This window comes from Anoxybacteroides tepidamans (assembly GCF_014201465.1).
GTDB classification, from domain to species: domain Bacteria; phylum Bacillota; class Bacilli; order Bacillales; family Anoxybacillaceae; genus Anoxybacteroides; species Anoxybacteroides tepidamans.
The window spans coordinates 26,334-52,399 of sequence record NZ_JACHEP010000012.1; the positions used below are offsets into that span (position 1 = coordinate 26,334).

The 26,066-nt window shown below is 41.7% G+C and carries 17 protein-coding genes, 1 pseudogene and 2 CRISPR repeat arrays; of the genes and pseudogenes, 2 read left to right on the top strand and 16 right to left on the bottom strand.

Annotated features, from left to right (window positions below):
- Positions 1–66 precede the first annotated feature (66 nt).
- A CRISPR array of direct repeats spans positions 67–2,312; the repeat unit is 30 nt; unit sequence GTTTCAATTCCTCATAGGTACGATACAAAC.
- A 181-nt stretch (positions 2,313–2,493) separates the two neighbouring features.
- The 15 genes and pseudogenes from cas6 to HNQ34_RS10935 form a co-directional block, all read right to left on the bottom strand.
- Entirely contained in the window at positions 2,494–3,243 is a 750-nt protein-coding gene (gene cas6 / locus HNQ34_RS10865; RefSeq protein WP_183254428.1) for a CRISPR-associated endoribonuclease Cas6, read from the bottom strand.
- A gap of 14 nt (positions 3,244–3,257) precedes the next feature.
- Positions 3,258–3,521, bottom strand: coding sequence for a CRISPR-associated endonuclease Cas2 (gene cas2 / locus HNQ34_RS10870; RefSeq protein WP_183254430.1), 264 nt, complete (start codon positions 3,519–3,521; stop codon positions 3,258–3,260).
- Between the two features lie 9 nt (positions 3,522–3,530).
- A complete protein-coding gene (cas1b, locus tag HNQ34_RS10875) occupies positions 3,531–4,532 on the bottom strand; it encodes a type I-B CRISPR-associated endonuclease Cas1b (protein ID WP_183254432.1) in 1,002 nt (333 codons plus the stop codon).
- 1 nt (position 4,533) lies between these two features.
- Entirely contained in the window at positions 4,534–5,031 is a 498-nt protein-coding gene (gene cas4, locus HNQ34_RS10880; protein WP_183254503.1) for a CRISPR-associated protein Cas4, read from the bottom strand.
- A gap of 31 nt (positions 5,032–5,062) precedes the next feature.
- Positions 5,063–7,402 (bottom strand): CRISPR-associated helicase Cas3', encoded by a 2,340-nt coding sequence (gene cas3, locus HNQ34_RS10885; protein WP_183254434.1) that lies wholly within the window; start codon positions 7,400–7,402, stop codon positions 5,063–5,065.
- Positions 7,390–8,076, bottom strand: a complete 687-nt coding sequence (cas5, locus tag HNQ34_RS10890) for a CRISPR-associated protein Cas5 (RefSeq protein WP_221277393.1) — start codon at positions 8,074–8,076, stop codon at positions 7,390–7,392. Before cas5 ends, cas3 begins: the two co-directional genes overlap by 13 nt.
- A 13-nt stretch (positions 8,077–8,089) precedes the next feature.
- Positions 8,090–9,061 (bottom strand): CRISPR-associated protein, encoded by a 972-nt coding sequence (locus HNQ34_RS10895; RefSeq protein WP_183254439.1) that lies wholly within the window; start codon positions 9,059–9,061, stop codon positions 8,090–8,092.
- Positions 9,062–9,073: 12 nt separating this feature from the next.
- Complete coding sequence (locus HNQ34_RS10900; protein ID WP_183254441.1) at positions 9,074–11,083, bottom strand: hypothetical protein; 2,010 nt, start codon at positions 11,081–11,083, stop codon at positions 9,074–9,076.
- A 319-nt stretch (positions 11,084–11,402) separates the two neighbouring features.
- A CRISPR array of direct repeats spans positions 11,403–12,905; the repeat unit is 30 nt; unit sequence GTTTCAATTCCTCATAGGTACGATACAAAC.
- Between the two features lie 214 nt (positions 12,906–13,119).
- A pseudogene (locus HNQ34_RS10905) lies at positions 13,120–13,934 on the bottom strand (aldehyde dehydrogenase family protein).
- Positions 13,927–14,223: a hypothetical protein gene (locus HNQ34_RS17840; RefSeq protein ID WP_337959701.1), complete on the bottom strand. Its 297-nt coding sequence runs from the start codon at positions 14,221–14,223 to the stop codon at positions 13,927–13,929. The pseudogene HNQ34_RS10905 and the gene HNQ34_RS17840 overlap by 8 nt, the downstream one beginning before the upstream one ends.
- Positions 14,224–14,532: 309 nt before the next feature.
- Positions 14,533–15,201 (bottom strand): helix-turn-helix domain-containing protein, encoded by a 669-nt coding sequence (locus tag HNQ34_RS10915; protein WP_183254443.1) that lies wholly within the window; start codon positions 15,199–15,201, stop codon positions 14,533–14,535.
- A gap of 57 nt (positions 15,202–15,258) precedes the next feature.
- Positions 15,259–16,506, bottom strand: a complete 1,248-nt coding sequence (locus HNQ34_RS10920; protein WP_183254445.1) for a TIGR02679 family protein — start codon at positions 16,504–16,506, stop codon at positions 15,259–15,261.
- Between the two features lie 5 nt (positions 16,507–16,511).
- The gene (locus HNQ34_RS10925; protein WP_183254448.1) at positions 16,512–20,645 is read right to left on the bottom strand and encodes a TIGR02680 family protein; all 4,134 of its coding nucleotides are present in this window, start codon (positions 20,643–20,645) and stop codon (positions 16,512–16,514) included.
- Positions 20,635–21,801, bottom strand: coding sequence for a TIGR02678 family protein (locus HNQ34_RS10930; protein ID WP_183254449.1), 1,167 nt, complete (start codon positions 21,799–21,801; stop codon positions 20,635–20,637). The genes HNQ34_RS10925 and HNQ34_RS10930 overlap by 11 nt, the downstream gene beginning before the upstream one ends.
- A complete protein-coding gene (locus HNQ34_RS10935; protein ID WP_183254452.1) occupies positions 21,801–23,291 on the bottom strand; it encodes a TIGR02677 family protein in 1,491 nt (496 codons plus the stop codon). The genes HNQ34_RS10930 and HNQ34_RS10935 overlap by 1 nt, the downstream gene beginning before the upstream one ends.
- A gap of 177 nt (positions 23,292–23,468) precedes the next feature.
- Between HNQ34_RS10935 and HNQ34_RS10940 the strand changes: the two genes are divergently transcribed.
- Complete coding sequence (locus tag HNQ34_RS10940) at positions 23,469–23,951, top strand: DUF2730 family protein (protein ID WP_183254454.1); 483 nt, start codon at positions 23,469–23,471, stop codon at positions 23,949–23,951.
- Positions 23,952–24,040: 89 nt separating this feature from the next.
- Positions 24,041–24,616, top strand: a complete 576-nt coding sequence (locus HNQ34_RS10945; protein WP_183254457.1) for a Uma2 family endonuclease — start codon at positions 24,041–24,043, stop codon at positions 24,614–24,616.
- A gap of 16 nt (positions 24,617–24,632) precedes the next feature.
- Here the strand turns inward: HNQ34_RS10945 and gatB are convergent, their stop codons facing one another.
- Positions 24,633–26,063 (bottom strand): Asp-tRNA(Asn)/Glu-tRNA(Gln) amidotransferase subunit GatB, encoded by a 1,431-nt coding sequence (gene gatB, locus HNQ34_RS10950; RefSeq protein ID WP_183254459.1) that lies wholly within the window; start codon positions 26,061–26,063, stop codon positions 24,633–24,635.
- Between the last annotated feature and the right edge of the window lie 3 nt (positions 26,064–26,066).

Here is a 26,066-nt window from a genome sequence, read left to right on the forward strand (position 1 = left end):
TTCAATTCCTCATAGGTACGATACAAACAATATGCCTTTTGACCAAAACCAATTGCCAACGTGGAAGTTTCAATTCCTCATAGGTACGATACAAACGATATGCTGGTAGTGTTTATTACGATATTGTTGGATGTTTCAATTCCTCATAGGTACGATACAAACTTGGTAGTGGTTTTACAGATCACGATAGAGAGTTTTATTTGTTTCAATTCCTCATAGGTACGATACAAACAAATCGACAGCATTTAAGTTATTGCTTGCAGTTAAAGAGTTTCAATTCCTCATAGGTACGATACAAACGACGATCTTGAAATCTTGTACTGGATGGGGGCGATGGTTTCAATTCCTCATAGGTACGATACAAACGGAGGTTGTTTATTATGTTAAAAGTGGAACGTAAAGGTTTCAATTCCTCATAGGTACGATACAAACAGAGTGGACTATGTAAGGGATAGCGTAATTGTTAGCGAGTTTCAATTCCTCATAGGTACGATACAAACATTTTCTATAGCATAGTTAAATGCTTCATTGTACGTTTGTTTCAATTCCTCATAGGTACGATACAAACAGTAAGAAGCAAAATTATAGACAATAGCCATTTTTAGTTTCAATTCCTCATAGGTACGATACAAACAAAACTTGTTCATTGACAATACCAATGACGCAGCCAAACGTTTCAATTCCTCATAGGTACGATACAAACTTCTTCTGCGATTATCCAAGCTTTTTCTGCCAATTTGTTTCAATTCCTCATAGGTACGATACAAACTGGTGTTTCTTCTGAAAAGAATTGCAAGTCAAGTCGGTTTCAATTCCTCATAGGTACGATACAAACGGCCGTGTTCAGTTTGAAACAATTAGGTTGGAGAGAGTTTCAATTCCTCATAGGTACGATACAAACTCGAACTTGAATATTATTACGAGCAAGAAGGTCACTGGGGTTTCAATTCCTCATAGGTACGATACAAACGATATCGGGGATTGGGTTGTTTACTTGAATCAATCGAGGTTTCAATTCCTCATAGGTACGATACAAACGTTAGAACATATTTTCGTCAGAACACCTCTTTTCAAGCAGTTTCAATTCCTCATAGGTACGATACAAACTTTAGCCGACATTCACAACGCATACGAATGGATTATTGTTTCAATTCCTCATAGGTACGATACAAACACTCGACAAACAAGGGAATGTGCGCCCAATATGGGGTTTCAATTCCTCATAGGTACGATACAAACGAGTATAAAGGCGACCGCTACACGATTCAAAACTTGTTTCAATTCCTCATAGGTACGATACAAACAAAGGTGGCATATAAGCTAAACGCAGGAAAGATGGAAGTTTCAATTCCTCATAGGTACGATACAAACTTACATTAATCAAAAAAATCTAAAATAAACAAAATAAAGTTTCAATTCCTCATAGGTACGATACAAACAGTGTCGCCAAGCTGACCAAAGACAGCAAATTTTTGATGTTTCAATTCCTCATAGGTACGATACAAACCCGCTCCTGGAGTGGCTGTTATCCATCCTTGTTGAACCCAGTTTCAATTCCTCATAGGTACGATACAAACGCCAATGAATGGTTGTTGACTCTTCAAGCTGATTTTGTTTCAATTCCTCATAGGTACGATACAAACTTTTCACGATGCCTTTTTCCGTGTTCTGATACATTTTGTTTCAATTCCTCATAGGTACGATACAAACAAATACCCGTCTCTTATCATTTGGTCTGACAGTGTTTTGGTTTCAATTCCTCATAGGTACGATACAAACTTGCTCTTGCGGTTGCGGGAAAGAAATTAGACCTGAAGTTTCAATTCCTCATAGGTACGATACAAACAATATCCGGCAGAAGGATTGGTAGCGTTGCTAGCGCCGGTTTCAATTCCTCATAGGTACGATACAAACAAGAAGCGGAAGCAAAGTTACGTCCGAACGACGAGTTTCAATTCCTCATAGGTACGATACAAACAAAGCAATGCGACTATTCCGCGCTCACCACGTTGAAGTTTCAATTCCTCATAGGTACGATACAAACTCATTAACTTATCCACAATTTTGCTATGGAATGAGTGTTTCAATTCCTCATAGGTACGATACAAACGGTGTTATTGATGATCCGAAAGACATCGAACGAATATGTTTCAATTCCTCATAGGTACGATACAAACTGATAAAACATGAGACAGGTTTGTCCAAATTGTAATAGTTTCAATTCCTCATAGGTACGATACAAACGCTTTTTTATACGTCGATGTTATTTTTATTTTACCAATGTTTCAATTCCTCATAGGTACGATACAAACCCAAAAAAGTGCTGATAAATCAACACATGGAAATCATATACAAATTCATTATACAATCATGGGAAAATTCAGTCAATATGTTCAATCCATTGATAGCATTGAAAATGACGGAAAAAATAAACTGTCGTCGATCCCCCGGGATTTTTGCAAGATTGGAGGTCGACGACGGTTGTGAAATGTTTCACTTTTCTTTTATCATGCGGAACATGCCAAATCCTTGCGAGTTTCGCCCGCCGATGCCTACACGGTATAAAAACGTTAAATTTTCCGGCGATGAAATAAGCTTATATCGTCCTTTCCACGCCGTAATATAAAAGCCTTTAAAGCTCGTTACGACGCGGTCGTTTTTCCGAACATCGACAGGCTCGATCATCAGACGCTCACTTGGCGGAACGCCGTAATATGCTTCATATTTATTGTGAAAATTTCGTTCAATTAAATGTAGAAATACTTCATCGCTCGGATCGAAAAATTGCGTTTTTTTCTTTCCATCCACTGTTTCGTACGTGCTGTATACGGTCATTGGTGAAAGCATATCAACCTCAATCTCACGTTGTTGAATATTCCGTTTTTCAACTTCCACTCGTTCAACAATGACACGTTGATCGGCAATTTGCACATACGGCTGAAGAAGCAAATACTCCCCTAGCTGCTGCGTTAATTCAGGAAGTACTGTTCCTATGTACCATTGAATCGAATCAACAAAAGTAATCGTTTTCGCATCATATTGAACGTGATGTTCGCCAAATAAGCGGCTAAATGTAAACAGTTTAAACGATCGCTTTTCTTTGCGAAATCCCCGCTCGTGCAAAAAGTAAGCAAACGATTCGTCGCTAAGCGAACGATACAACAGCCCTTGCAAATAATGTTGGTAATGAAGCGGCAATGTCACCGCTCCATCTAGTCCCCTTAATGTAATCGTTAACCGCATTCGTTTCTTCCTCTCTACAAAATAAATTCCTCTCCGCCTTTTTTCAAACCAAATTCTTCACGCTTCGAATATTTTTGCGTACGAAACGTGTAAAAAATAACAGAGTCTTCATCCGGATGCATAATGTTTTGCAGTTCGATTTTCAATTTCTTGTAATTCGCTTCTGATATTTCACCTTCAAACACAGAGTTTTGCACCCAATGAAGATATTTACGCGCAATTTTTAACGCTTTGGCGACACGTTTCTCGTTAAAATCGTACACTAAAATGACGAACATGACGCTCCCCTACCATTTCGCCGCATATGGTTCATATGGCTTTTCACCAAGCAAATGCTTTTGTATTTTATACAGTTCTAACCTAATTAGTCGCCGATACGAAACAGATTTTCCTAAATGGCGATGTTGCACCGTCGTCTGCATTTTCTTTTCTAATTCGCTCACAAATATTTTTCGTCCTTCTTCTGACAAAAGAATGCCGTCCGTTAGCTTCTCAAAATGTTTCTTCGCCAACATTTTTTTATTCACAAGTGAAAAAATAAGACGATCAACAATAATAGGCTTAAAAATTTCAGCAACATCTAGGTTAAGTGAAAAACGACGGAAATTTGTACTATGCAAAAAACCAATCCGCGGATCAAGGTATGTCTTATAAATTTCACTTAAACACATCGTATACACGATCGAATTTCCAAAGCTAATGAGCGCGTTTAAACGATTATGTGGCGGGCGCTTCGTTCGTTTTTCAAATACAAAATCAGGATGTTGAATAATGGTATCAAACGTACCGTAATATTTTTCGCGCATATGTCCTTCGGATGACATTAATTGTTCTACTGATTGAGCATCCACTAACAAAAGCAACTCTTTTTCAAAACTGTCTAATACGTCATTGAAAACGTCTTTTTTCTCTAAACGGGAACGATAATATTTCAATACTCGACTCATTTGCTGGATCGAACCTTCAATAAACCGCCGTGCCAAGTCAAGACGTTTTTGTATGTCTATATAATGCTCCGCTTGTTTTAAAATCACATGGCCCGCATTTAAATGTTCCCGTGGATAAAACGAGCCAACGTAATAGCCGTAATGGTTAAAATAATGAACGATAATCTGTTTTTGCGAGGCAAACTCCAAAAAACGCTTAGACACATCTACCTCTCCAAAAATATATATGTCACTCGTGTTTTCGACTGGAATATACTTTTTCCGCTCTTCTGTTTCAAAATAAAGACTATTATCCTTTCGTCGCAACTCTCCGTTTTGAAAAATGTACAACGTTTTTTTCATCTTATTCCTCCGCCCAACAATATTCTCGATAAGCGCATTTTGCGCAAAATGGAATTTTCTTTCGTTCCGGTGGCACCGGCATACGTGCAATGCGGCGAATATGTTCAATTGCTTGTTCTAGTTCTTCCTTCGCTTCTTCCGTCCATTCAACCATTTCTTTTTTTCGTTCTTCGGGAAACAACAGCTCCCCTTTGGCGTAAATCCCCATTTTTCTTAATGTGTCAAGATAGTACAATAACTGCATTTTCGCACTTTTTATATAGCGCGACGATTTTTTCACTTCTCCAATCACGAGCTGGCCATCTTCTTGCCGAATGCGATCGACAACAATATTTCCAATAGACATCCCCTTTTTATCTCGTTTATAATACATCTCTGAAATAAATCGCCCAATATCTAGCGATTCATCTTCTTGATCGGGCGCAATTTGATGCTTCATGAGCCATACTTCGCGATGGCAAATGTAATAGTACCATATATCGGTTCCGGTTACGGGCATGTTGTAGTCTTCCATATACAATCTTCCTTTCTTAAATAATGCAATCAAATTGTTCATCGAAAGGAAAGGTTAGACCAAGTTTCGGGTGATATGCCTCTGTATCTTCCAGTAGTGGGATTCTTTTTTGCAAAAATTGTTCTTTGCTTGCAACTTTTAAAGCGTATTTAATTGGCACATTAACAACAAACGCATGTACAAGAATCATAAAACGTTTTCTTTCTTCAAATGATAAGCGTTTTAGCCATGCTTGATCTTGAAATTTTTCGTACAATTCCATAGGACAATGAACGTCGTAATGCTGCATTAACCTTATGACATCCGGCGATACGTATTGTATATACTCTTCCCAATCCCAGTCTACAAATAGGGGTAGTCTTAAATAATCTTTCCCGAAAGGTTCGTACTCGCTAAGCTTGTTCCAATTCCCTTCATATGCTTCTTGGATCATTCTTTTTGTCGCCTCATACGTGTTGTGAGCAAACATTTTTTCGTAATATTTTTGAACGACTGAAGTAAGCTCAAACTCCGTCCATGTTTCTTTTTCCATTAAAATTTCGTCCGTTATACTTGTTAAAAAACGATCGTAAATGGGATGTCGCGTATCCTTCTCTCCTTCACGATAAAATGGCATCATCCAAAATACTCCTTTTTCTTTTTCTAAGTGTCGATTAACCCGCCCCGCTGCCTGAACAATAGAAGGTAAAATCGCATTCGCTCGAACGACTGTTTCAAAACTCACGTCTACACCAGCTTCAATAATTTGCGTGGATATAACTGTTGTCGGCAATTGCTCTAGTAAACGAGACTGGATTTGTTTAATGACTGCTTGTTTATGAATCGGAATCATGAGTCCGTGAAGAAGATAAACATTTGTTTCTAACGATTTGATTTCTTTATACACCCGATACGCATCTTCAATCGTGTTTAAAATCATCGCCTTTGATTTACTATTACATTTTGACAAAAACATAGCAGCCTGTTTCTCATCCATGCTTTCTGTTCGCTTCACTTTATAACGATTATGAGCCTCTGTCGCTTGTACAGATAATGAAATGGGTGGCTGTGACAATCCGTATTGGAAAGGTGGCATCGTAGCCGATAGGAAAATAACCCGCAAATCATAACGTTCTACCATCGCCTCTAATCCTAACAAAAACACATTCCAGCCCTCTGGTTGAAATATTTGCGGTTCATCAATAATGATGACGCTTTTCTCTAAAAAGCTTCGACGCAATGCATGTTGAGCTCGTTTAGGAAACATTGCCCTTGTCCACTGTTGAAAGCTTGTGCACACAATTCCGTTAGCCCATGCTTCAATTGCGAGTGAGAGTCGATCTTCATCATCTGCTAGTGAAAGTCGTTTTTTGTCATCTTTCAGCATAGACAGCGAATGATGTTGCAATACATTTTGATTCAGTGCTTCCTCTATCGTTTTAGCTGTTTGTTCAATAATTGACAAATACGGAGCTACATAAATAATTTTTTTATAATCGTATGTTTGCAGCATTTCAAGCGCCAAATACAAAGATGCGATTGTCTTCCCGTAACCAGTAGGCATATTTACCGTGTAAAAACGAGAGGAATGATTACGTCGCCACTCATCAATAATTTTTTCCTTCGCTTGTTGGCGCACAGATGACATCGGATGTGAATTTTTTTTTGCACAATATTTTTGTAAATGAACGAACGATTCATCACGTTGCCAAACAGATATAATTGCTGGGCAGATGCTTTTTACATCGAACCGATCTCCTGAAATGAGTGCTGTCGTATAATGTCGCCATCGTTGTATTTCGCTCATCCAGTACCGGTAATGACTCTCTTGGTAAGATGTGTCTAATTCATGTAAAACTTCTTCAACAATCTCATCGACTCTCCACACCCATTCAGACAATTGTTCCTTTTGAACATATAAATGTGGAATATACTTGTTCAAAAAAGAGACATATCCATCTACATCGATTTTTGCCCACTCATATTGTTTTACCCAATTCATGTCACTTAAAGGATGCAGATGACTATGGTGATCAGCGATGTCACGCAATAGCCAAAGCCATTCGCGACAATACTTCTCCCAAACTTTCTCTTTTTCTAAATACTGATACGCTAAATAAGAAAAGAGAAAGGCACCGCTCGGAGCATGAGCAGGCCCTTTTGTACCAATGCCTTTAATGTACTTTTGCCAATCTATATGCGCTTTTGTCATATCGTGACATAATCCCGCTAAAATAAGCAATACTTTAATATGCGGATCATCTGTCCAATTCTTCATCCATTCACAAACGTTTGCTAAATGATTTTCTAACGGATACTTCCTGTCTTGATCATTAGGACGAGCGATACATTTCGAAAATGGGATTAAATGAGACATACATATCCCCCTAGGTAAGAAATAAAGGAAAATCCATCCTCTTTATAATCGTTCTTCACCTGTATTGTCATTGGCTTCCCGTTTTTTTCATATAAAAAACTTAAAGAATGGGAAAATGTTCGCTCTCCTTGGTAGTATCGTAAAAATCCTCCTGCACGACACAATTGTTTTTCATTTTCAAACGCAATGTGCTCGACAATGGAAGTAGGCACGACAGATAGTATGTCAATCATTTCTGTTGTTAGGACAGCTTCATTGACAGTAAAAACTTCTACATTAAATGGTTTTGTCAAAGCATACGCCACACCTAAATAAGTATGATACGTGCAGTGATCTGCCTTTAACTTCTCCGCGAGCGCATCCACATATTCCTCTCCTGCGTAAAAAATACGATAATGCGGAGAAACAATGAGCTCAATCGTTGTCGGTCGATTAAATTGCTTCCCATCTTCTTTCCCAAACATAGATAGCTGTTGGGAAATGGTACGAACCGGCGACATGATTTGAATGCCAATTTGATCGTTTGTTTGGAAATCTTCTACTCCAATAATTGCTCCAATTAACCCTTTAGCAGCAGTAATAGACATAAAAGGATACGTTAAATGCGTAGCTGTCGTATCTGGTCTACGAAAATGAGCAATTTGACCTTTTACTTCGAATGAAACTACTTTCATTTTGTTCACCGCTTTACCATAAAGGTTGCTCGTAAGCTGATGTATTTCCTATTACATGTAAACGATCATCTCTCCATATGCGAACATTGTGTATTTTATGATTGTACTTTTCAATAACATGTAAAAGATTGCTGACATCAAGTTGAACTTCTTTTAATGAAGAAGGACGCTTTCCATCTTTTCTCCATACATCTCCTTCTGGCAAAAGAGTGATATAATCTTCTAAGTAACCAATTCGGAAAAAAGGGTCGTTGTACTCGATATGAACGAGAAAAAGAGGTTGTTGCTGTCCTCGTCCACGTGCTTGACGATGCAACGTGCCGCGCCATAATGCTTTCAGTAACAATTCTTGGTCTTCGATTGTCATATGTGAGTGCTCTGCATTTTTTGCGTTAATAACCCCCGACATCGCAAAAACGGCAAACGGAACAATGTACGATGTCCAAATTGTCCCTTGAGTTTTCCCTTGTTCCTCGTTTCCTTTTGCATCTACCTTTTCATCGGAACTCGGCATGACAACCGTTCCTTGAACATACTGGCTATCAACAGGATGAAGCGAATGAGCCCATCCAAACTGAACAGGACCTGTTAAATGAAATTTCGGTGTAACAGAATATACGATTCCAAACGTCCTCACATCAAAACTATGCTCGAGCAAAACAGACTTCATATCTTGTTTCGCCTCTTTTTCCTTGCCAACTTGCTCCGCAATCCATTGCGCAAGACTTTGCCGACCTAATAATTTCCCTTTTTCATTCATTCTTTCTTGCACAAAGATGTAGTTACATTTCGATTGTCCACCGTCTTTTTCTTCTTCCAACACATAATCGCGAACATCACGCTTTATGCTCACATCGCTTAATGAAATTCGCCCATCTTCTTCTGGGAATATTCTTCGTACATCACTATCTTGGAGTGGATCACGATTAGGAATTCCATCTTTTACAGATTTAATAAATAAAATTTCCCCATTGCGAATGCTCATATTTGGATCCTCCTATTCTTTTGCTACTTGATCATACATTAAATATCCAGACCAAAAAGCTGTCATCATGTGTTCTTTTTTATTTGCTAGCCATCCTTCCTCCTTCGCACGAAGAAACCCAATCAATACATACGCCAATGTTGTTCGAAAGTTTTCTTTGATTCCTAAATCCCATTGCCTTGCCAACTCTTCACAACGAAGTAACCCATTTTTCCAAATCATTTCTGGATTTAACTTACTACCAAAATTCATCACTCGATGGTTTATAAAATCTTTTTTCGTTTTTGCTCCGTATGACCTTGAAAATTGTCGCAACGCTAGCCCAGATACAAATCCTAATGATTCTGGTGATGTTAAATCGTTAGCTGTTATCGTTCCTTCATGATATTTTGTAGCTAGCACAAGGAAATCTTGCAACGTTATCCCCTCCCTTTGATCGTTTAACACAATTTGATAATAAGCGTCTAAAAAATAAATAAAGCTATAATAAAAGACAAGCTCTTGACGCATAGAAAATATTTGCTGTTTATTTGCTAATTCTGTTAACTTTCGAGCAACCGCCTGACGAATGCGCTCCATTCGAATCGGCTGTCGATGAAATACAGATTGCATGCTGCTCCAAACGTATCCTGGCCCATATGCGTTTGCTAGCATCGCTGGCAAAGAAGAGAGTCGTACATCCTCCTCATTTTCCTTCCGTTCTAATCCAAACAACTCACGTATCGAAAATAGTTCCGAACGGTTCAACCTTTTTAAAATTTGTTGCACTTTACTTGCGACGCTAGGGATCACATCTTCAATAACTGCGCGAATATGCACATCCCCTCTCGATAAATCCCCAGAATAATATAAAAGCATGAGACGATAGTCATCCGTACTTTCTGGAACGACAATCCCATCTAATGCTGCCAACAGTTTCATATGTAGCGCTTCGTTGCTATGCTCCTCTTTTTTTAGAATCCGCCTATATTTTTTGAACAACTGTTTAACTTCACCATCATGTAAAGGAAGTATGAGGGGAACACCAAAAATTTTTTCAAAACTAGATGACTTCATTTTCTTTTTCGCTTCTACGTTTGTATGAGTGGAAAATATCTCTTTTAACGTCACGTTGGATAACGATACAGTTAGTTGTTTTAAAAGCTGAGCACCGTAAAGAAACGCTTCATATGATTGACGATCTACTTTAATCCCTTTCGTCCATTCCTTATCCCCCCAATAAATCGACTTTGGCGCTTTCCATGTAGACGATAGCCATAACCACGACTTGTTATAAATCGATACAACTTCTGTTTCCATTTTGTTTGTAAACGTCGAAACTTGATTTGTGTCTCTTCCTAATGTTTTTGCTTCTTCTAAACGTGCCGAAATAATTTCTTCTAGCAACACTTTTCCGTCCAAATATATCGATTTGTTCACATCAATATGGCTGTCTCCGATTTTTATATATTGTTGTGGATCTAGCTGTTGGGAGGTGTATTGATAAACAGGAAACAAAGGATCTACAATCATGAGAACCCCTAGCTGCTTCTCTTCATAAACAGACGTGGCTACTTGTTGGGACAATGAATCAGCAATTTTTTTTGCATAGGAAAGCTTCTGTTCATTAGTCATATGTCGTATACAAAGTGTTCTTTCAAAACGAGGCAAAAGCATTTCTTTTGCAAACTCACTGCTATTTTTAAGCATTTTTATGTGACGATCGTACATCAAGTAACATGGCAACGCATACAAACCTTGGGCTTTTAGCGGATCCCCTCCGTTAGGACAAATGATAGGAAAAGCAACGTTTTTAGCTCTATCAACAACAAACGTTTCTTTTTTACCTTCCTTCACCTTTTCTCCTATTCTCATCAAACGAACGTTCACTTGTTCCTCTATGCATTCCACAACCCAGACATGCTCAAAAAAATTCTTGCAAGCTTCATTATCTACATCCGTTAACCAACGAATACGCTCCGTTAAAGGTAAATCACTACTCGCAATCGGTCTACCGACTCGAATAATCGCTTCAGCTAACAAAATTCCACCTCACTTATAAATAAACTGGTCTATCTTACAAAATACGACATAAAAGAAATATATTCCTTCTAATTAAGATAATTTTTGAAATCAACGACATAAAAACATGGATTGGAAGGAAACAAAAACTGAGGATGATTAAGTGTCGGTCTAAATATTAGGATGAAATTAGAAATTATAGTAAAAAATAAGGGAGCAATTCTTAGCTCAAAACCTACAAAAGAAGCATCAATGTAGAAGTGGTGATAGTAACAAAATCCTTAATAGGTACGATACAAACCTGATTCGCACAAGTGAGATGGTGGATGCATGGACTATGGTTTCAATTCCTCATAGGTACGATACAAACTGAGGTAAAGCGTGTGGGAGCGCGGATGAACGGAAGGTTTCAATTCCTCATAGGTACGATACAAACACTAGGAACGGGATTTCATAACATGAAAGGAAGGCAGTTTCAATTCCTCATAGGTACGATACAAACAGAGTGTGACATTAAAGAAAAAATCGACTGGAGCGTTGTTTCAATTCCTCATAGGTACGATACAAACCACAATGGAGAAGTATTTCTTTCTAAAAGTAGATTGTGTTTCAATTCCTCATAGGTACGATACAAACGCAAAAACCTTTTCGGACCTTGTGTACTCATTACGGTTTCAATTCCTCATAGGTACGATACAAACCCTTTTATCGTTTTTGCTCCATATGATGGTATAGGTTGTTTCAATTCCTCATAGGTACGATACAAACCGGTGGATATTTAGGAGCAATGTTTGTCGATTCAGAAGAGTTTCAATTCCTCATAGGTACGATACAAACAACCTTCTCTAATAAAATCCCATATCAATTCTTCATCAGTTTCAATTCCTCATAGGTACGATACAAACTGGTGAATCTATGTCTACGAATTTAAGCCGGGGTCCTAGGTTTCAATTCCTCATAGGTACGATACAAACCATAACACGAATGAAGCCCAAACTCTGCAAATATCTTAGTTTCAATTCCTCATAGGTACGATACAAACTTCAATTGCTTTCGCCTTGATTGTGTCCCAATTTTGAGTTTCAATTCCTCATAGGTACGATACAAACGACCGGAGCGCTTACCCATCACTAACAGTTCCAAATCGTTTCAATTCCTCATAGGTACGATACAAACTCCGGAAGTCATGTCCGTGTATGTGGATTGGATGTGTGTTTCAATTCCTCATAGGTACGATACAAACAAGCCGTTTATGCGCGTTTAAAACGATGTTATTTTTAGTTTCAATTCCTCATAGGTACGATACAAACCATATTGGCAAATGTCAAAAGACGAGCAGGAACGAGGTTTCAATTCCTCATAGGTACGATACAAACAAGGATTTTTAGACAAAGAAATTGAAATGTATCTAGTTTCAATTCCTCATAGGTACGATACAAACTAAAGCTAAAAATAGTGATTTTATATTGTTAGAGTGCATGTTTCAATTCCTCATAGGTACGATACAAACGCGTTGCTAAAAAATTACTACATCTTATCGAATCGAAAGGTTTCAATTCCTCATAGGTACGATACAAACGAGTAGAAAACAGAACGGCCAAACTACGAAAAGAAGTTTCAATTCCTCATAGGTACGATACAAACTTCAGTTGCTTTGCTTCCTCAATTTTGTTTTCAGCGTTTCAATTCCTCATAGGTACGATACAAACTGCTAGGCACCGAGCACGCATCTTCTCAACGATCCAGTTTCAATTCCTCATAGGTACGATACAAACATTTTACCAATTAACACCGATTCAATATCCTCATTTGTGTTTCAATTCCTCATAGGTACGATACAAACCCCAAAAAGTGCTGATAAATCAACACATGGAAATCATATACAAAGTCATTATACAATCATGGGAAAATTCAGTCAATATGTTCAATCTGTTGATAGCATTGAAAATGGCGGAAAAAATAAAGTGTCGTCGATCCCTTAGGATTTTTGCAAGATTGGAGGTCGACGACATATATGAAAATATTCACTATTTAAAAACGAAGGAAAATGCATTTTCTTAAGTACATAGCCCCCTCAACTTCCTTACCCACTTCAGCGCATTTGGGAAGTTCGGGTAGCGGATTGGGATATCGAATTTTGTCGTTTGTTTTATTAAGACACTTTTGTAGTGCGAGAAGGCATCGAAGCTTGCTTTGCCGTGGTAAGCGCCGATTCCGCTTTGCCCGACGCCGCCAAATGGCAGATGTGGGTTGGCGATGTGCATAATCGTGTCATTGATACAGCCGCCGCCATGACGATTTTTCCGACCGGTACGCTTCCCGTGAAAAAAATATGGTCAAAGCGCAAATCAAGCAGTTGTTGACTGACGTCCGCATCACCCTCAACGACAGTAATATATTCTTCCGGAAACGCTTCGGCGACGATTGTTTTTACAATGCCGACATCGCTAGCATATATTCAGACGGTTTCACTACCGCACAATTTCCTGCGGCAATCGCTCCGATCAGCGGACTAACTGCAAGCTGAAACGGGTAGTTCCACAGCGCAATGATTAAACTCACTCCATATGGCTTTGGATATACGTAGCTTTTTGAGCCAAAGTGCGTCAACGGCGTCGGCACGCGCTTTCATTTCATCCATCGAGCAAGCCGCTTCATAATAAAATGGATTCCTTCATACACAATGCCGATTTCTGTCGTATATGCTTCAAACGGCGATTTATTCAGTTCTTTCGCTAATGTATCGATAATCGCTTGTTCATGCGCTTGAATTCGTCTCTTTCAAACGCGCAAGCTGTGCAAGCCGAAAAGACAACGAAAGCGTTGCCCCTGTGCGAAAATACCGCTTCTCTTTTTGTAGAATGTCATTCATGGCTTTCCCTCTCTTTGAATACATATTCCATATCAGATAAATACCTATAAAACTCCCTCGGATGAATTCGCTTAATCGATCCAATCTGGGCCGGAAATCGCCGATAATTGGTCGTAAGTATGTAATCACATTCCTCTTGAATAGCTGTTATCCAAACATGAAAGTCTTCTTGATCAAAACGATAAAGTGGCTCAGACATTTCTTGCGAAGTAATAATCTGCTTAGCAGTTTCGTGATCACATCCGCTTAACTCGACCAATACTTCTCCAATCGGGCGATTCTCTCGCATGATTGTTTCAACACTATACCGACCAACTAAGCTATTGACAGGAAGGTTTGTATAGTACCGAAAGATTGGACATAAAAATTCGTTTAAAAATGCTTCGATTTCTTGCAGAGTGTATACAACTATCTTATCTCCTTTTCCAAGTCCTTGGAAAGCATTTCTAACAAACTCAAATAAACAAACACGTGATATGACTGGCTGAAAGAAATGTGGGAAACGAGCAGCTTTAAGAATCTTTCGGTTAATTCCATCGACTCGCAGCGCACCGCATAAAACGGTCGTGTCGATCAATACTTTGGGGGGCGCAGGGAATCATAGATTAAATTCATCTACATCCCCTGCCTCTTGGTTCTTTCTATCGATTTGGTGTAGGATTTGCTCTGCACGGTCATCTTGTTCTGGTGTTGTAACAAAAATGTCTTGTGGAATTCTCCAATGACCGCCATCTGTTTTATATGCTCCTGGGAATTTTCCAATTTCACACATTCGTCGAATCGTTTGGTCACTTAACCCGAGCTTTTTCGCTACTTCAGTCGTCGTGTAATAAGCAATAGCAGTCTGTCTAGATGGAAATGAAACGATAGAGGTTGGTAGCTGGTAGTTTTTTATTTTATTGTTTAATTTAGCACTTTCATTTAACAGGGAAACAAGCAATTTTTTGCGAACAGTCAGTGAATCACCTTCCGCTATTTCGGACAGCTGTTCAATATAATCCACTAAATATTCATACGCCTTCTCCTGTTCTTTCGTTGTATAAGCCTCTCGCATTTTCTTTTCGATGTCCCGAAGCCGAGAAAGATGCTCCGCATTTGGCAATGAGAAACGAATCGTTGAAAAAACAGGGAGCGTAATCCCTAGTTGCCAAAAAGATTTTTCAATTGCTGCTTTGAATACAGCTTTCGCCTTTTCACTATTAATTTGCGAAAGAATGTACACACTATCCCACATATGTTCTTGCTCTCGGTCGATGGCACGTGTCACTTTTCCCACCTCCTGTTAACATTATTTTACTACCAAAACTCCAACAAAATCAACAATTCAAACAAAATCAACACCTCTCTTTACCTCCCTCCTCAACTCTTCCACAATCGCCTCTTGATATCCCGCTTTTTTCCGCCGCAACATTTCTTGTTTGACCGGCTGCAAGTCACGAAGCGTAACCGATTGCAATTTCGCTAGCCGCTCATCTGGTAACGGAACGGTCGGTTTTGTCGCCAAATAATCGGAACGGTCGTAATGCCAAAGCCGAACAGATGAACCGTATCGTTCGACAAGACGCTGGGCCATTTTTAATCCTTCCGGGTCAAAATCGCCGGAATAGTAAAGAACCGCTCCTTCTTTTACAAGCAAATCAAGCAGCCATATCGTTGCTAAGTTCAGCTGGCCGTTTGTGCTAATGAGCGACACGTTCGTATCCAAGAGCATCGAAAACACGCCGGCATTTTCAACGACAAAGACGGTGTTGCCAATGGACGGATACGCCCGTGTCAACGGCATCACTTCCCGAAGCGGTATGTTAAGCGCGGTGTTCGTTTCACACGCAGCGGCCCATACAAGATGGCGTCCGCTTTCTGTTTCTGCCATAATGCCAGCACACGTGACAAAATTCAACACATCTTCCCGCAACAGCCGATACGACTGCAATAGTTCGTTCACGTCTTCGACCGATGAGAGGTCGTACTCTTCTTCCGCGTAAAATTGCAGCGCCGAAAGTAACAGCTTTCCTGTAAGCGTATGCAAATCAAACGCATGCGGATCGTTCGCCACTTTTTGTGCAAATACCGGCAGACGCACATACATAGGCGCAGGAAGATGCTTGAGTGCATGACAGACAGCCACAAACGCTGTTTCTAGCTCTTCTCGCTGTTGGGCGTATGCCAATTGCACCAACCGCTGTTTGGAAGCGGCTTGAATCCAGTCGCGATGTTCTCGATCCATATTCATCAGCCGTTCGAAATACGCTTCTTTTTCCCGCTCCGCTTCTATCTGCTGTTCTTTTTTCGTCACAAGCGGTTCGCCAAAATAATGCGACAGCAGCTCGACAAGAGAAATGCCGGCAAACCGTGTATTTTGGAGCTGTTTTTCAAAAGCGGCGAGCGACACACGGCTCATTTCTTTGCCGAAAAACGACGCGACCGCTTCCTTTTCTTCCGCAGAAAAAGACGCAACGGAAATCGTGCCACCAATGCGGCCAAGCGATTCATATTTCTGTTTCATTTCGCAAAAAAGGCGGTGAAACGTGCGTTCACCGCGAAAAAATTGCACCGCTTCTTCCAATCGGCTCAATGCTCTCACCCTTTCGTCATCGCCAATTCGTCATCGTTCATGACAAGCTGTTTCACTTTTCCGTTCCAGTAATAACGAATGACCGTAACAAACGAGGCGTTTTTCGGACGAACGAGTTCGCAAACCGAAAGCGACGGAACGGTGTCATAATCGCCCCAAAGCGCTTGCGAGTTTATGATGTAATTAAACCCGAGCTGCTCGACTAAACCGAACATATTGCGAATATTATTTTCATCGACGCCGGCGAACGCTTCATCAAGCGAAATAATATACGGCGCGTCATCCGCCGCTTCTTGATAGCGTGAATACGCTGCGGCAAAAAGCGGAATGTACATCGCCATTGCTTTCTCTCCGCCGCTAAATTGGTAGAAACGCTGATTCGTCAATTCGCGTTTCGGCTCGTTTGTTTTTTGGTAATAAAGCGTAAACGCAAACCATTTCCGGTAATCGAGCACTTCTTTTATAATTTGATGAAGCGTATTTCCTTGCCCGCGCTCTTCTAATAGCTCGCGCGCTCGGTTAATTTTCGAGCGGAAATGTTTTGTCACTCGCTGCAAATCTTCCTCTTTCAACAGACGCGAATTCATGCGCAACAATTCAACGAGTTCTTTCGTATCCATTTCTTCTTCCGTTTCCGCTGTGCGCGGCTTCCATTGAATAAATAATACAAGCCCTGAAGACGTGTCGAGCTGCTGCATCAGCTCGTTCATATCTTTTACCCAGCGCTCCGCCCGCTGAATGCGGCTTCGCAAAATGCGCCCGATCGTTTTTAAAATAATGTCTTCATACAATTCGCGGTCTTGTTCTTTCATATATTCATTCTGGAGAAAAATATCGTGCTCAATTTCTTGCAGCACATAAAATGGAGTCACCCGCTGCCCTTTATAATCAAGCAAAAGAACGATCCGGTCTTGTTTTTCTTTCCAATCTCTCGCTTTCAGCTCTGCCTCATCATCGAGTACAGTCTCCGCAAAAGGATCGCTTTCATCGATAGCGACTGGTTCCTGATTGAGCCGATATTCCGTTAAATTGGCTGATTCTTGGAAAAAGACGCTATTTAAGCGATTTACAACCGATGCCCTTGTGTCTTTTAAAAGCGCCCCGTAACGCTCGATTGCCTCTTTCGCTCGGTCAAGCAACGTTTCCTGTTTACCGAGATCAACAAGCGCTAATTCCACTTCCCGTTCAAATGATCTTTTCCATACTTTTTCCATTAAATAGAAAAATGTTTCCTTTTGCGCCAGTTGTTCGCGTTTTTCCATAATGCGGGCAAGCTGCTGTTCCGCTTGTGCCCGCTCGTTCATTTTCGCCGGAATGTCGCGTTGCAAAAAGGCGATTCGGTCGCGGACGCGCTGAATTTCCGCCTGCACTTCTTCCGCTCCCATCAATTGAAGCGTCCGTTCCATTTGTTGCAGTTCAAGTTCAAGCTTCTGTTGCTCCTTCGCTAGCACATTCATATCGCCTTTTGCTTCATCGATTTCCTGCTGCAACGTTTCTAACTGCTCGGTTCGGTTGCGGATCATCTCCAGCAAGTGAATGAACGCGCCATGCGTGACTTGCACTTCATGAAGCTGGCGCATATATGACTTCATAAATGTCAGCGCCTGTTCGTAGCCGTACTTCGAAAACTCCAAATCAAGCCCGTCCGTTTGTTCACGCAACGTTTGTTTCACTTGTTGCCAGTCGCGGGCAAACTGAGCAAGTTTTTCGTTTTTGCGCTCCCATTCTTGTTGCCTGCTTGCGATTTCTCGCTTCGTTTTTTGCCATTCTTCAAACGCGGCACGCATATCGTGGTCGGACGGAAACGAACGGAACCAGCTGGCAATTTGCCGAAGCGATTCGTCGATGCGCGCTAATATTTCCGCTTGTTGTTGAAGTTTTGTTTGCAGTTCTATTAATTCCGCTTCCAGCATGGCGATTTTCTCAAGCCGCCACCGTTTGCGCGCTGTGCGTCCGATAAACATTGCTTTTTCGCGCTGCGGCGCATGCCCTTTCAATAAACCGAGCGTATAATATCCCGCTTCATTGATCGTAAGCGTTCCATCCCTTTCCTCATCGGCAATGACGATGCTGCGGAGCACTTCTTCGATGCGCGCTTTCGACACACGGCATTCATCATCGACATCAGGCTTTAAATACTCGGCCAGCGTATGCGCCATCTCAACCGGGCGCGGAACAATGATGCGGTCGCAAGCGACATTGACATCTGTTTCCGTAATAAGCGCATCAAGCAAACCCGTGTGATACAGCGTTGATTCGATCCGTTCCCGCAACGGCTCTGGCACATCGTCTTGAAATTCGACGCTAGCGTAAAATGGAACAAAAGCGATTCCTTTTTCTGTTAACTCCGTTCGTGCTGCCACCGTTTGTTCATCGCGCTCAAGATCGGGATCTTTTTGTTCCTTCCATGCACGCAATTCGGCTTCTTTATTAGAAATGCTTTCCTTTAATAACGCATGAACATGTTCTTGCTTAATTTTCTCTTCTTTTTTCTTATCCAATGCCGCATAATACGCCTCAACGAACGGCTGCTTCATTTCTTCTGCATGATACGTTTCATATATTTCATGAAGCCGCTGTAAAAACAATTGAATGGACGCCTCTGCGACGACAACATCCGCACATTGATCGAGCCAGCTGAACACTTCTTGTTGAAAGCGCGACTTTTCATGTTCCAAAAGCTCGAACCATTTCCTTTCATCATTGCGCAATTGATCAAGCTCGCGCTGCAATTCGCCAACTTCTTTACTCGTTTCTTCATATCGTTCTTTCACGTCATCATGGCGGCGCCAAAGGCTGATGATCTGTTCAAGCTTCTCGGCATATGCCTGTCCTTCCCGCTTCCATACGGTGAAGTCAAACGCCGTTTGGCGATGGCGGGCAAAGTCGGCTTCATTCAGTTCGTGCGCATAAAACGAACTTTCAAGGGCATCGTGGTGCAAATCATCAAGTAGTTCATCGATTTGTTTTTCCGTTTTATATAGCCGTTCCTCATCATCCGCCAGCTGACGGTGATAGCGTCGTTCCAATTGTTCTTTTTCCTCGATTTGGCGTGCGACTTTCTTTTGTTGTTCTTGTATATCTTGCCGCTCTTTCTTAATGCGTTCGTACTCTTTTGCCGCCTGAAACACTTCATGGCCAGCTAAATCAAGCTCACGTCGGTGAAGCACTTCCTGCTCGTTTGAAAGCGTCTGAATTTGCTCAACTAAGGCGGCAAGGCGTTGGCGTTCTTCTGTTTCTTTCTGTAGCCACTCTTTTCGCTCTTCCGCTAACCGTTTTGCTTGTTTGTCTGCCTTCAAAAATTCATTCGCTTTTTCGGCAATCATGTATTCGTTATACGCACGGTATTGCGAACAAAGCCGTTTTAACGATTGCTCATCTCGCTCAAGTTGCTCAAGTTGTTGCTTCGTCTGGTCCATATTTTCAATCGTTTCCGATAAATGGCGAAGCTCATCATCAGTGAGCGCCGGAAGCGAGCTTTCAAGAATTTCGTAAATGACCGTCGGCTTAAAATCTTTCGATAATTTCGGACTGCGTAATTGAATAAGGAGCTCGACCAATTCTTGAAACGCCTCGATCGATTCAAAACGGAAAACGTGTTTGTTGACAAGCTCCATATATTCTTTTTGCGTCTCGACAACCGTTCCGCCGCTGCCAAGAATGTTCGCTAATTCCCGTTTCGTCAGCGGAATTTTTTCCGTGCCGTTTCCTGTTTTTTCCGTTTTATAAAGAAAGAGGTCACGGCCGATGCGGCGGTTGTCAAAAATGACGAAGCCCCAAAAATCCATATTTTTTTGCCGTTTTGCCCGCAAGCCGATGCCTGTTGTCACATATTGGTCCGTCTGTTGGCGCTTATATTCCAAAAACAAATAGCCCGTCCGTTCATCGCGGTCGACGATTTCCTTTTCGCCGAGCAAATAATCTTCCATTTTTCGTGCGCGTGAACCGAACGGGTCGAGCCGGTCCGGCGTTTTTTTGCCGTCCAGTAATACAGGCAGAAGACTTTGCATCGTCACCGACTTTCCGGAGCCGTTCGTGCCGCGAAGCAACAGCTTACCATCTGCAAAATCGAAATATTGTTCATCATAATACCAAAAGTTGATCAACCCTGCCCGATGAAGCACCCATTTATTCGTCATCATCGTTCATTCCTTTCGTTGTAAAATCGTCCGGATAACGGCCGATAAGGCGTCCAAGCAGCGGATAAAGCACAATCATTCCGGTTTCGTGTTCTTCATCGGCCATCTTCCACTCTTTTAAAGCCACAAGCAATTCAACAGTGAGCTGAGAAGGCGTCATATCGCGGTACGTTTTGCTCCAGCCTTCGCCATATTCGTGAATGGACCGCTTGAGCAGTTGTTGAAACTCATGAGTGGTCAGGCGGATTTGCCCATATTCATCCGGCGGATACTGATCGAGATGGGCGCGCACAACTGCCGCAAAATGAAGGATAATATCTGATGTCCCTTTTTGGTCGGGAAAAAGCGTATACACATTTTGCCGTTGTGGAAGCGTCAACATCGCCGCATTTTTATACAGTTCATATCGAAAGTCCGTATGCGATTCAATATCGTCGCGCAATCGATGGCGGAAATTGCGCAAATAATAAAAATCAGGGTCGTCTTTTTGCGTTCGATAGACGGACGGCGATAAAAAGAGCTGCCGGTAGATGCGATGGCGGCGGTAGTCTTCCGGCGACGCTTTCCATTCTTCTTCAAGTAATTGGTCGATCGTTTCGTATTGAATAAAATCTTTCGGATACGAACGCATAAAATAACGGGAAAGAACTGGAACTTCATAAAGTGCTTCTTGGTCTTCGCGGTTAGCAAACGCCTCAAGTTCCCCGTCGACATGATGGATAATGCCGATTTGTTCCGCTGCTTTTAAGACGCGAATAAGAGCACGGCGATGTTGGTAGTTCGTCCAATCAAGCGCTACATCTCCCGGATACATTGCTTTCATTTCTTCACACACATCGGACAATAAAAACTTTTCTTCGACTGCTTTCCCTTCTAAATATGCAAGCAAACAACAAAACAGCGCATAATCAAGCGGTTCCTGAAACGACTCGATGCCCATCCATGCTTCCGGCTCCGCCGGTATTTTTTCCAGCTTGGCAAAATAGCGATGAACGATTAAGCGGTAGCCAAATTTCTCCTGCACATACCGCTTTAACACTTTTTCACGTTCGCGTATCATTTGAAAAAGCTCTGGTTCTTTTTCGCGAATGATCCAAAAGTTTTCAAACAGAACCGTCAACGCTTCTTTCGCTTTTTCGTCAAATTCTTTTTCCATCATTCCCCTCCTTCCAGTAAATGAATTTCATAGTTTGGCATGATCATCGTTCCGTCTTCCGCTTCTAGCTCAATCGTTCCTTCTTGTTGCACGATTTTCACTTTCCAGCCGTTTTCTGTTTTGGCAATGCGGTCTTCCCGTCCCATCGCTTTAGCGATCCAACTGAGCAGCGTTTTCCGAATATGTGGAGCTACAAGCGGCAACTCACGTAACACGATTTTTCCGTCGTTCATGAGCTTGGCAAGCTGCTCTTCCTCCTGCTTTTTCGCCGCTAAAAAGGCCGCCAGCGTTTCTTCTTTTTCTTTTTGCTTATCGGCAATCGCTTCCGGCTTTTTCTTTTCGCGATAATGACGAACGCGCGGTTTGACGGTCCACTCCGCCGGACATTCATCCCAAATGTCGTGATATATATTTTCCGTCGCGTCGTTTTCAGCCACAAGATGTTTCGTATGAAAGCAGCCAAACACAACAGCGGACAGTTTATGGGCTTCTTCAACCGTTTCGAATGACGAAAACCATTTGGCTAAATACAAGTAATCTTTTTTCCGGCTGCGGAAATGATGATGGCGCTCCCCTAACCGCTGCACGACGCGCGTCATCCGGCGGATCGCTTCGTTCGTTTGTTTTTGTAAAAACGATAGCTCACTTTCGTGTCCGTTCCGGCCTAAAAACCATTCTTTTAAACTGCTCCATGTTTCCAGTTTTTCTTCGATCCATTGTTCGCGTGACACGGCCGTTCCTTCCCAGCGCGGGATCGTCAGCTGATACGCGACAACGTGCTCAATAAAGCGCAAAATTCCTTCTTCCGGCAAATCTTCTAGCAATTTTTCAATTTGCATCGATGTTTTTTGCAAGGCGACGATAAAATCGCGCAAATATGCAGTAAACTGTTCTTTATAAACGAGAAACGAATCAGACATCATGCGTTCTTCCATGTTTTCTCCGTTTAAATACGCAATATAGTCAGCTGAATTTTGAATAATTTTTTTAAAGTAATCGAACGTTTCTTCCCACACTTGATTCATTTCGTCACGTTTTTCCGCAAATCCGCCTTGAATAATCGATTCGATTCGAACGAGCGACGCATATAAACGGTCAAACCGCGTCTTCTCGAGCGACCCGCCAAACGTATCCCCAAGCTGTTCAAGCGTGCGAATCATTCGTTCGATTTCGACCGTATACGGGCTGCATTGATAACGAAATCGTTTCTTTTTAAATTCTTCGATCGTGCGAATATGGCCGGTTTCTTGTCTAGCAATTAAATTTTTCCATTTGACGAGCTGCTCTAAGTCTTGTTGCAAGTCTTCTTCCGTATAATCGCGAAATTCGTCATATTGTTTTAAAAAGGCATATACTTCTTCCGGAAATAAATATTGCCGCATCCGCTCATGCTGCATATAAAAATAGCGCAAAATCGCCCGATAGCGATAAGCGTTATCAACCACTAAATACTTCGCCTCTGAAATCGGCTTTAGCCATGACGCATCCATCTTGTGCTCCCCTTCTATCATTCATCTACTATCATTGTAATCGATTCGCCAGCCGTTCTCTAGTAAAACATCGTTAGGAAAATGTGCTCCTCAAGCAACTTACCTAAAAAATGAAAATGTTCGCTAGCCATCCGCTGTCGATTCGTGTAAAATGGAAACGAAAAGGAGGGGAAAGGAATGGTAGAACAGCTGCTATACGAAATTCTCCATGAAGTAAAAGCAACACGAGAAAAAGTCGAATCGCTGGAAAAACGAGTAGAAGCAGTCGAGCAAAAGGTAGAAACTCTTGAAAAAGAAGTGTCTTCTTTACGTCAACAAGTTCAAGCGCTCGATAAAAAAGTTCAAGCGCTCGACGGAAAAGTTCAGGCGCTCGATGAAAAAGTTCAGGCGCTTGACGAAAAAGTGCAACTACTCGACGAAAGAACGCTCGAAACGAAAGCGATTTGTGAAGCGGTTCGTCACGGTCAAGAGGTGCTCGCCGCAAAATACGATGCACTCGCGCTTGATGTCCACAAAATGCAAGGAAACATTACCCACTTAACGAACATGCTTGAACAAAAAGTACTCCCTGCCCTCACTGACCACGAATCAAGCATCCAAGTGTTAAACCATCGCGTCTTTAAAGTCGAAAGCACACTGCAAAAACTTGTTCATCTGTAAATCCATCAAGCGGCATCGCTATGAAGCGATGTCGCTTTTTTTCTTATGTTGAATGCGGTAAAATGATCGGTAAAAGGAGGCGAAATTTTATGCCGCTACCAAACGAAAACAATATTTGGACGTATGCGGACTACGTAAAGATTCATAACGAAAAGCGATATGAAGGAATTGACGGCGTCCTAGTTATGGTACCTTCACCAACACCACGGCATCAACGAATTGTTACCGCATTGTCAGCGTTATTTTTCGATCAACTACAACGTCATCAGTGTGAAGTATTTGTCGCACCAATCGATGTATGTTTATTTGCGGCAAAAGATACTCCTCTTCATGACATTAAAGATTGGTATATCCCTGATTTAATCGTTGTATGCGACAAAAATAAAATTGGCGATGAACGGATTTACGGAGCTCCTGATCTTATTGTTGAAATTCTCTCTCCATCTACCGCAAAACATGATCGCATTACAAAATTTCAAAGCTACGAACAATCTGGCGTCAACGAATATTGGATTGTTGATCCGATTCATGAAACGGTGGAAATATATGCACTGCAAGACGGGCAGTTTCGCCAAGTTCAAATGCACTACAAAGACGAAACGATTTGCCCCTATATCTTTCCAAGCTGCTTCATTGCATTGCCAAAAGTATTTACCCCCATGTAATACATGGGGGTATCGATTATCGTTTGTTGATTTCTTCAAGCAATAGCTTGTTCACAAGCGGCGGGTTCGCTTGTCCTTTTGTCGCTTTCATAATTTGGCCGACTAAAAAGCCAATCGCGCGTTCTTTTCCGCTTTTGAAGTCTTCGACCGATTGCGGGTTCGCATCGAGCACTTCTAGAACGATTTTGCGCAACGTTGCTTCATCGGAAATTTGCACAAGTCCTTGTTCTTTGACAATTTGTTCCGGATCGCCGCCTTTTTCGACAAGCTCTTTAAAGATTTTTTTCGCGATTTTCGATGAAATCGTGCCGTTTTGGATAAGCCTAATCATGCCAGCTAAGCTTTCTGGTGTTAAAGCGATGTCGTGCAACTCTTTTTGTTCCGCATTTAAGTAGCCGGACACTTCGACCATCAACCAGTTGGAAGCCAACTTCGGATCAGCGCCGTTGGCGACCGTCGCTTCGAAGAAATCGGCCATTTCTTTTGTGATTGTCAATACTTTCGCATCATACTCCGGCAAGCCGAATTGTTCCACATACCGTTTTTGCCGCGCATCCGGAAGTTCTGGGATGGAGGCGCGGACGCGTTCTTTCCATTCCTCATCAATATACAGCATGACTAAATCCGGCTCCGGGAAGTAGCGATAGTCTTCTGAACCTTCTTTCGTCCGCATTAAAATCGTCGTTTTCGTCGCTTCATCAAAACGGCGCGTTTCTTGTTGGATGACGCCGCCGGAAAGTAAAATTTTCTCTTGTCGCTTCGCTTCATATTCTAAACCTTGGCGAACGAAGTTAAATGAGTTTAAGTTTTTCAACTCTGTTTTCGTGCCGAACTTGTCCGAGCCGATCGGGCGGAGCGAAATGTTCGCATCGCAACGAAGCGAGCCTTCTTCCATTTTGCAATCCGATACGCCTGTATATTGAATGATCGACTTTAATTTTTCTAAATACGCATACGCTTCTTCCGGTGAGCGAATGTCCGGTTCCGATACAATTTCAATGAGCGGCGTGCCTTGACGGTTAAAGTCGACTAACGAATAGCCGTCACCTGTATGCGTCAGTTTTCCGGCATCTTCTTCTAAGTGAATGCGCGTAATGCCGATTTTTTTCTTTTTGCCGTTCACTTCAATTTCAATCCATCCATTTTTCCCAATCGGCTGATCGTATTGCGAAATTTGGTACGCTTTCGGGTTATCAGGATAGAAATAGTTTTTCCGGTCAAACTTCGTTTCTGTGGCGATTTCGCAGTTTAACGCCATCGCTGCTTTCATCGCATATTCAACCGCTTGTTTATTCAACACAGGGAGAACCCCTGGATAGCCTAAATCAATGACGCTCGTCTGTGTATTTGGGGGCGCTCCGAATGCGTTGGGGCTGCTTGAGAAAATTTTTGACTTTGTTTTCAGTTCAACGTGGACTTCAAGTCCGATGACGATTTCAAAATTCATAGT

Bases quoted from the DNA above. Each gene is read 5' to 3' on its own strand.
- cas6 (WP_183254428.1), bottom strand. From the start codon at position 3,243: ATGCGGTTAACGATTACATTAAGGGGACTAGATGGAGCGGTGACATTG.
- cas2 (WP_183254430.1), bottom strand. From the start codon at position 3,521: ATGTTCGTCATTTTAGTGTACGATTTTAACGAGAAACGTGTCGCCAAA.
- cas1b (WP_183254432.1), bottom strand. From the start codon at position 4,532: ATGAAAAAAACGTTGTACATTTTTCAAAACGGAGAGTTGCGACGAAAG.
- cas4 (WP_183254503.1), bottom strand. From the start codon at position 5,031: ATGCCCGTAACCGGAACCGATATATGGTACTATTACATTTGCCATCGC.
- cas3 (WP_183254434.1), bottom strand. From the start codon at position 7,402: ATGTCTCATTTAATCCCATTTTCGAAATGTATCGCTCGTCCTAATGAT.
- cas5 (WP_221277393.1), bottom strand. From the start codon at position 8,076: ATGAAAGTAGTTTCATTCGAAGTAAAAGGTCAAATTGCTCATTTTCGT.
- HNQ34_RS10895 (WP_183254439.1), bottom strand. From the start codon at position 9,061: ATGAGCATTCGCAATGGGGAAATTTTATTTATTAAATCTGTAAAAGAT.
- HNQ34_RS17840 (WP_337959701.1), bottom strand. From the start codon at position 14,223: ATGCGAGAGAATCGCCCGATTGGAGAAGTATTGGTCGAGTTAAGCGGA.
- HNQ34_RS10925 (WP_183254448.1), bottom strand. From the start codon at position 20,645: ATGACGAATAAATGGGTGCTTCATCGGGCAGGGTTGATCAACTTTTGG.
- HNQ34_RS10930 (WP_183254449.1), bottom strand. From the start codon at position 21,801: ATGGAAAAAGAATTTGACGAAAAAGCGAAAGAAGCGTTGACGGTTCTG.
- HNQ34_RS10935 (WP_183254452.1), bottom strand. From the start codon at position 23,291: ATGGATGCGTCATGGCTAAAGCCGATTTCAGAGGCGAAGTATTTAGTG.
- HNQ34_RS10940 (WP_183254454.1), top strand. From the start codon at position 23,469: ATGGTAGAACAGCTGCTATACGAAATTCTCCATGAAGTAAAAGCAACA.
- HNQ34_RS10945 (WP_183254457.1), top strand. From the start codon at position 24,041: ATGCCGCTACCAAACGAAAACAATATTTGGACGTATGCGGACTACGTA.
- gatB (WP_183254459.1), bottom strand. From the start codon at position 26,063: ATGAATTTTGAAATCGTCATCGGACTTGAAGTCCACGTTGAACTGAAA.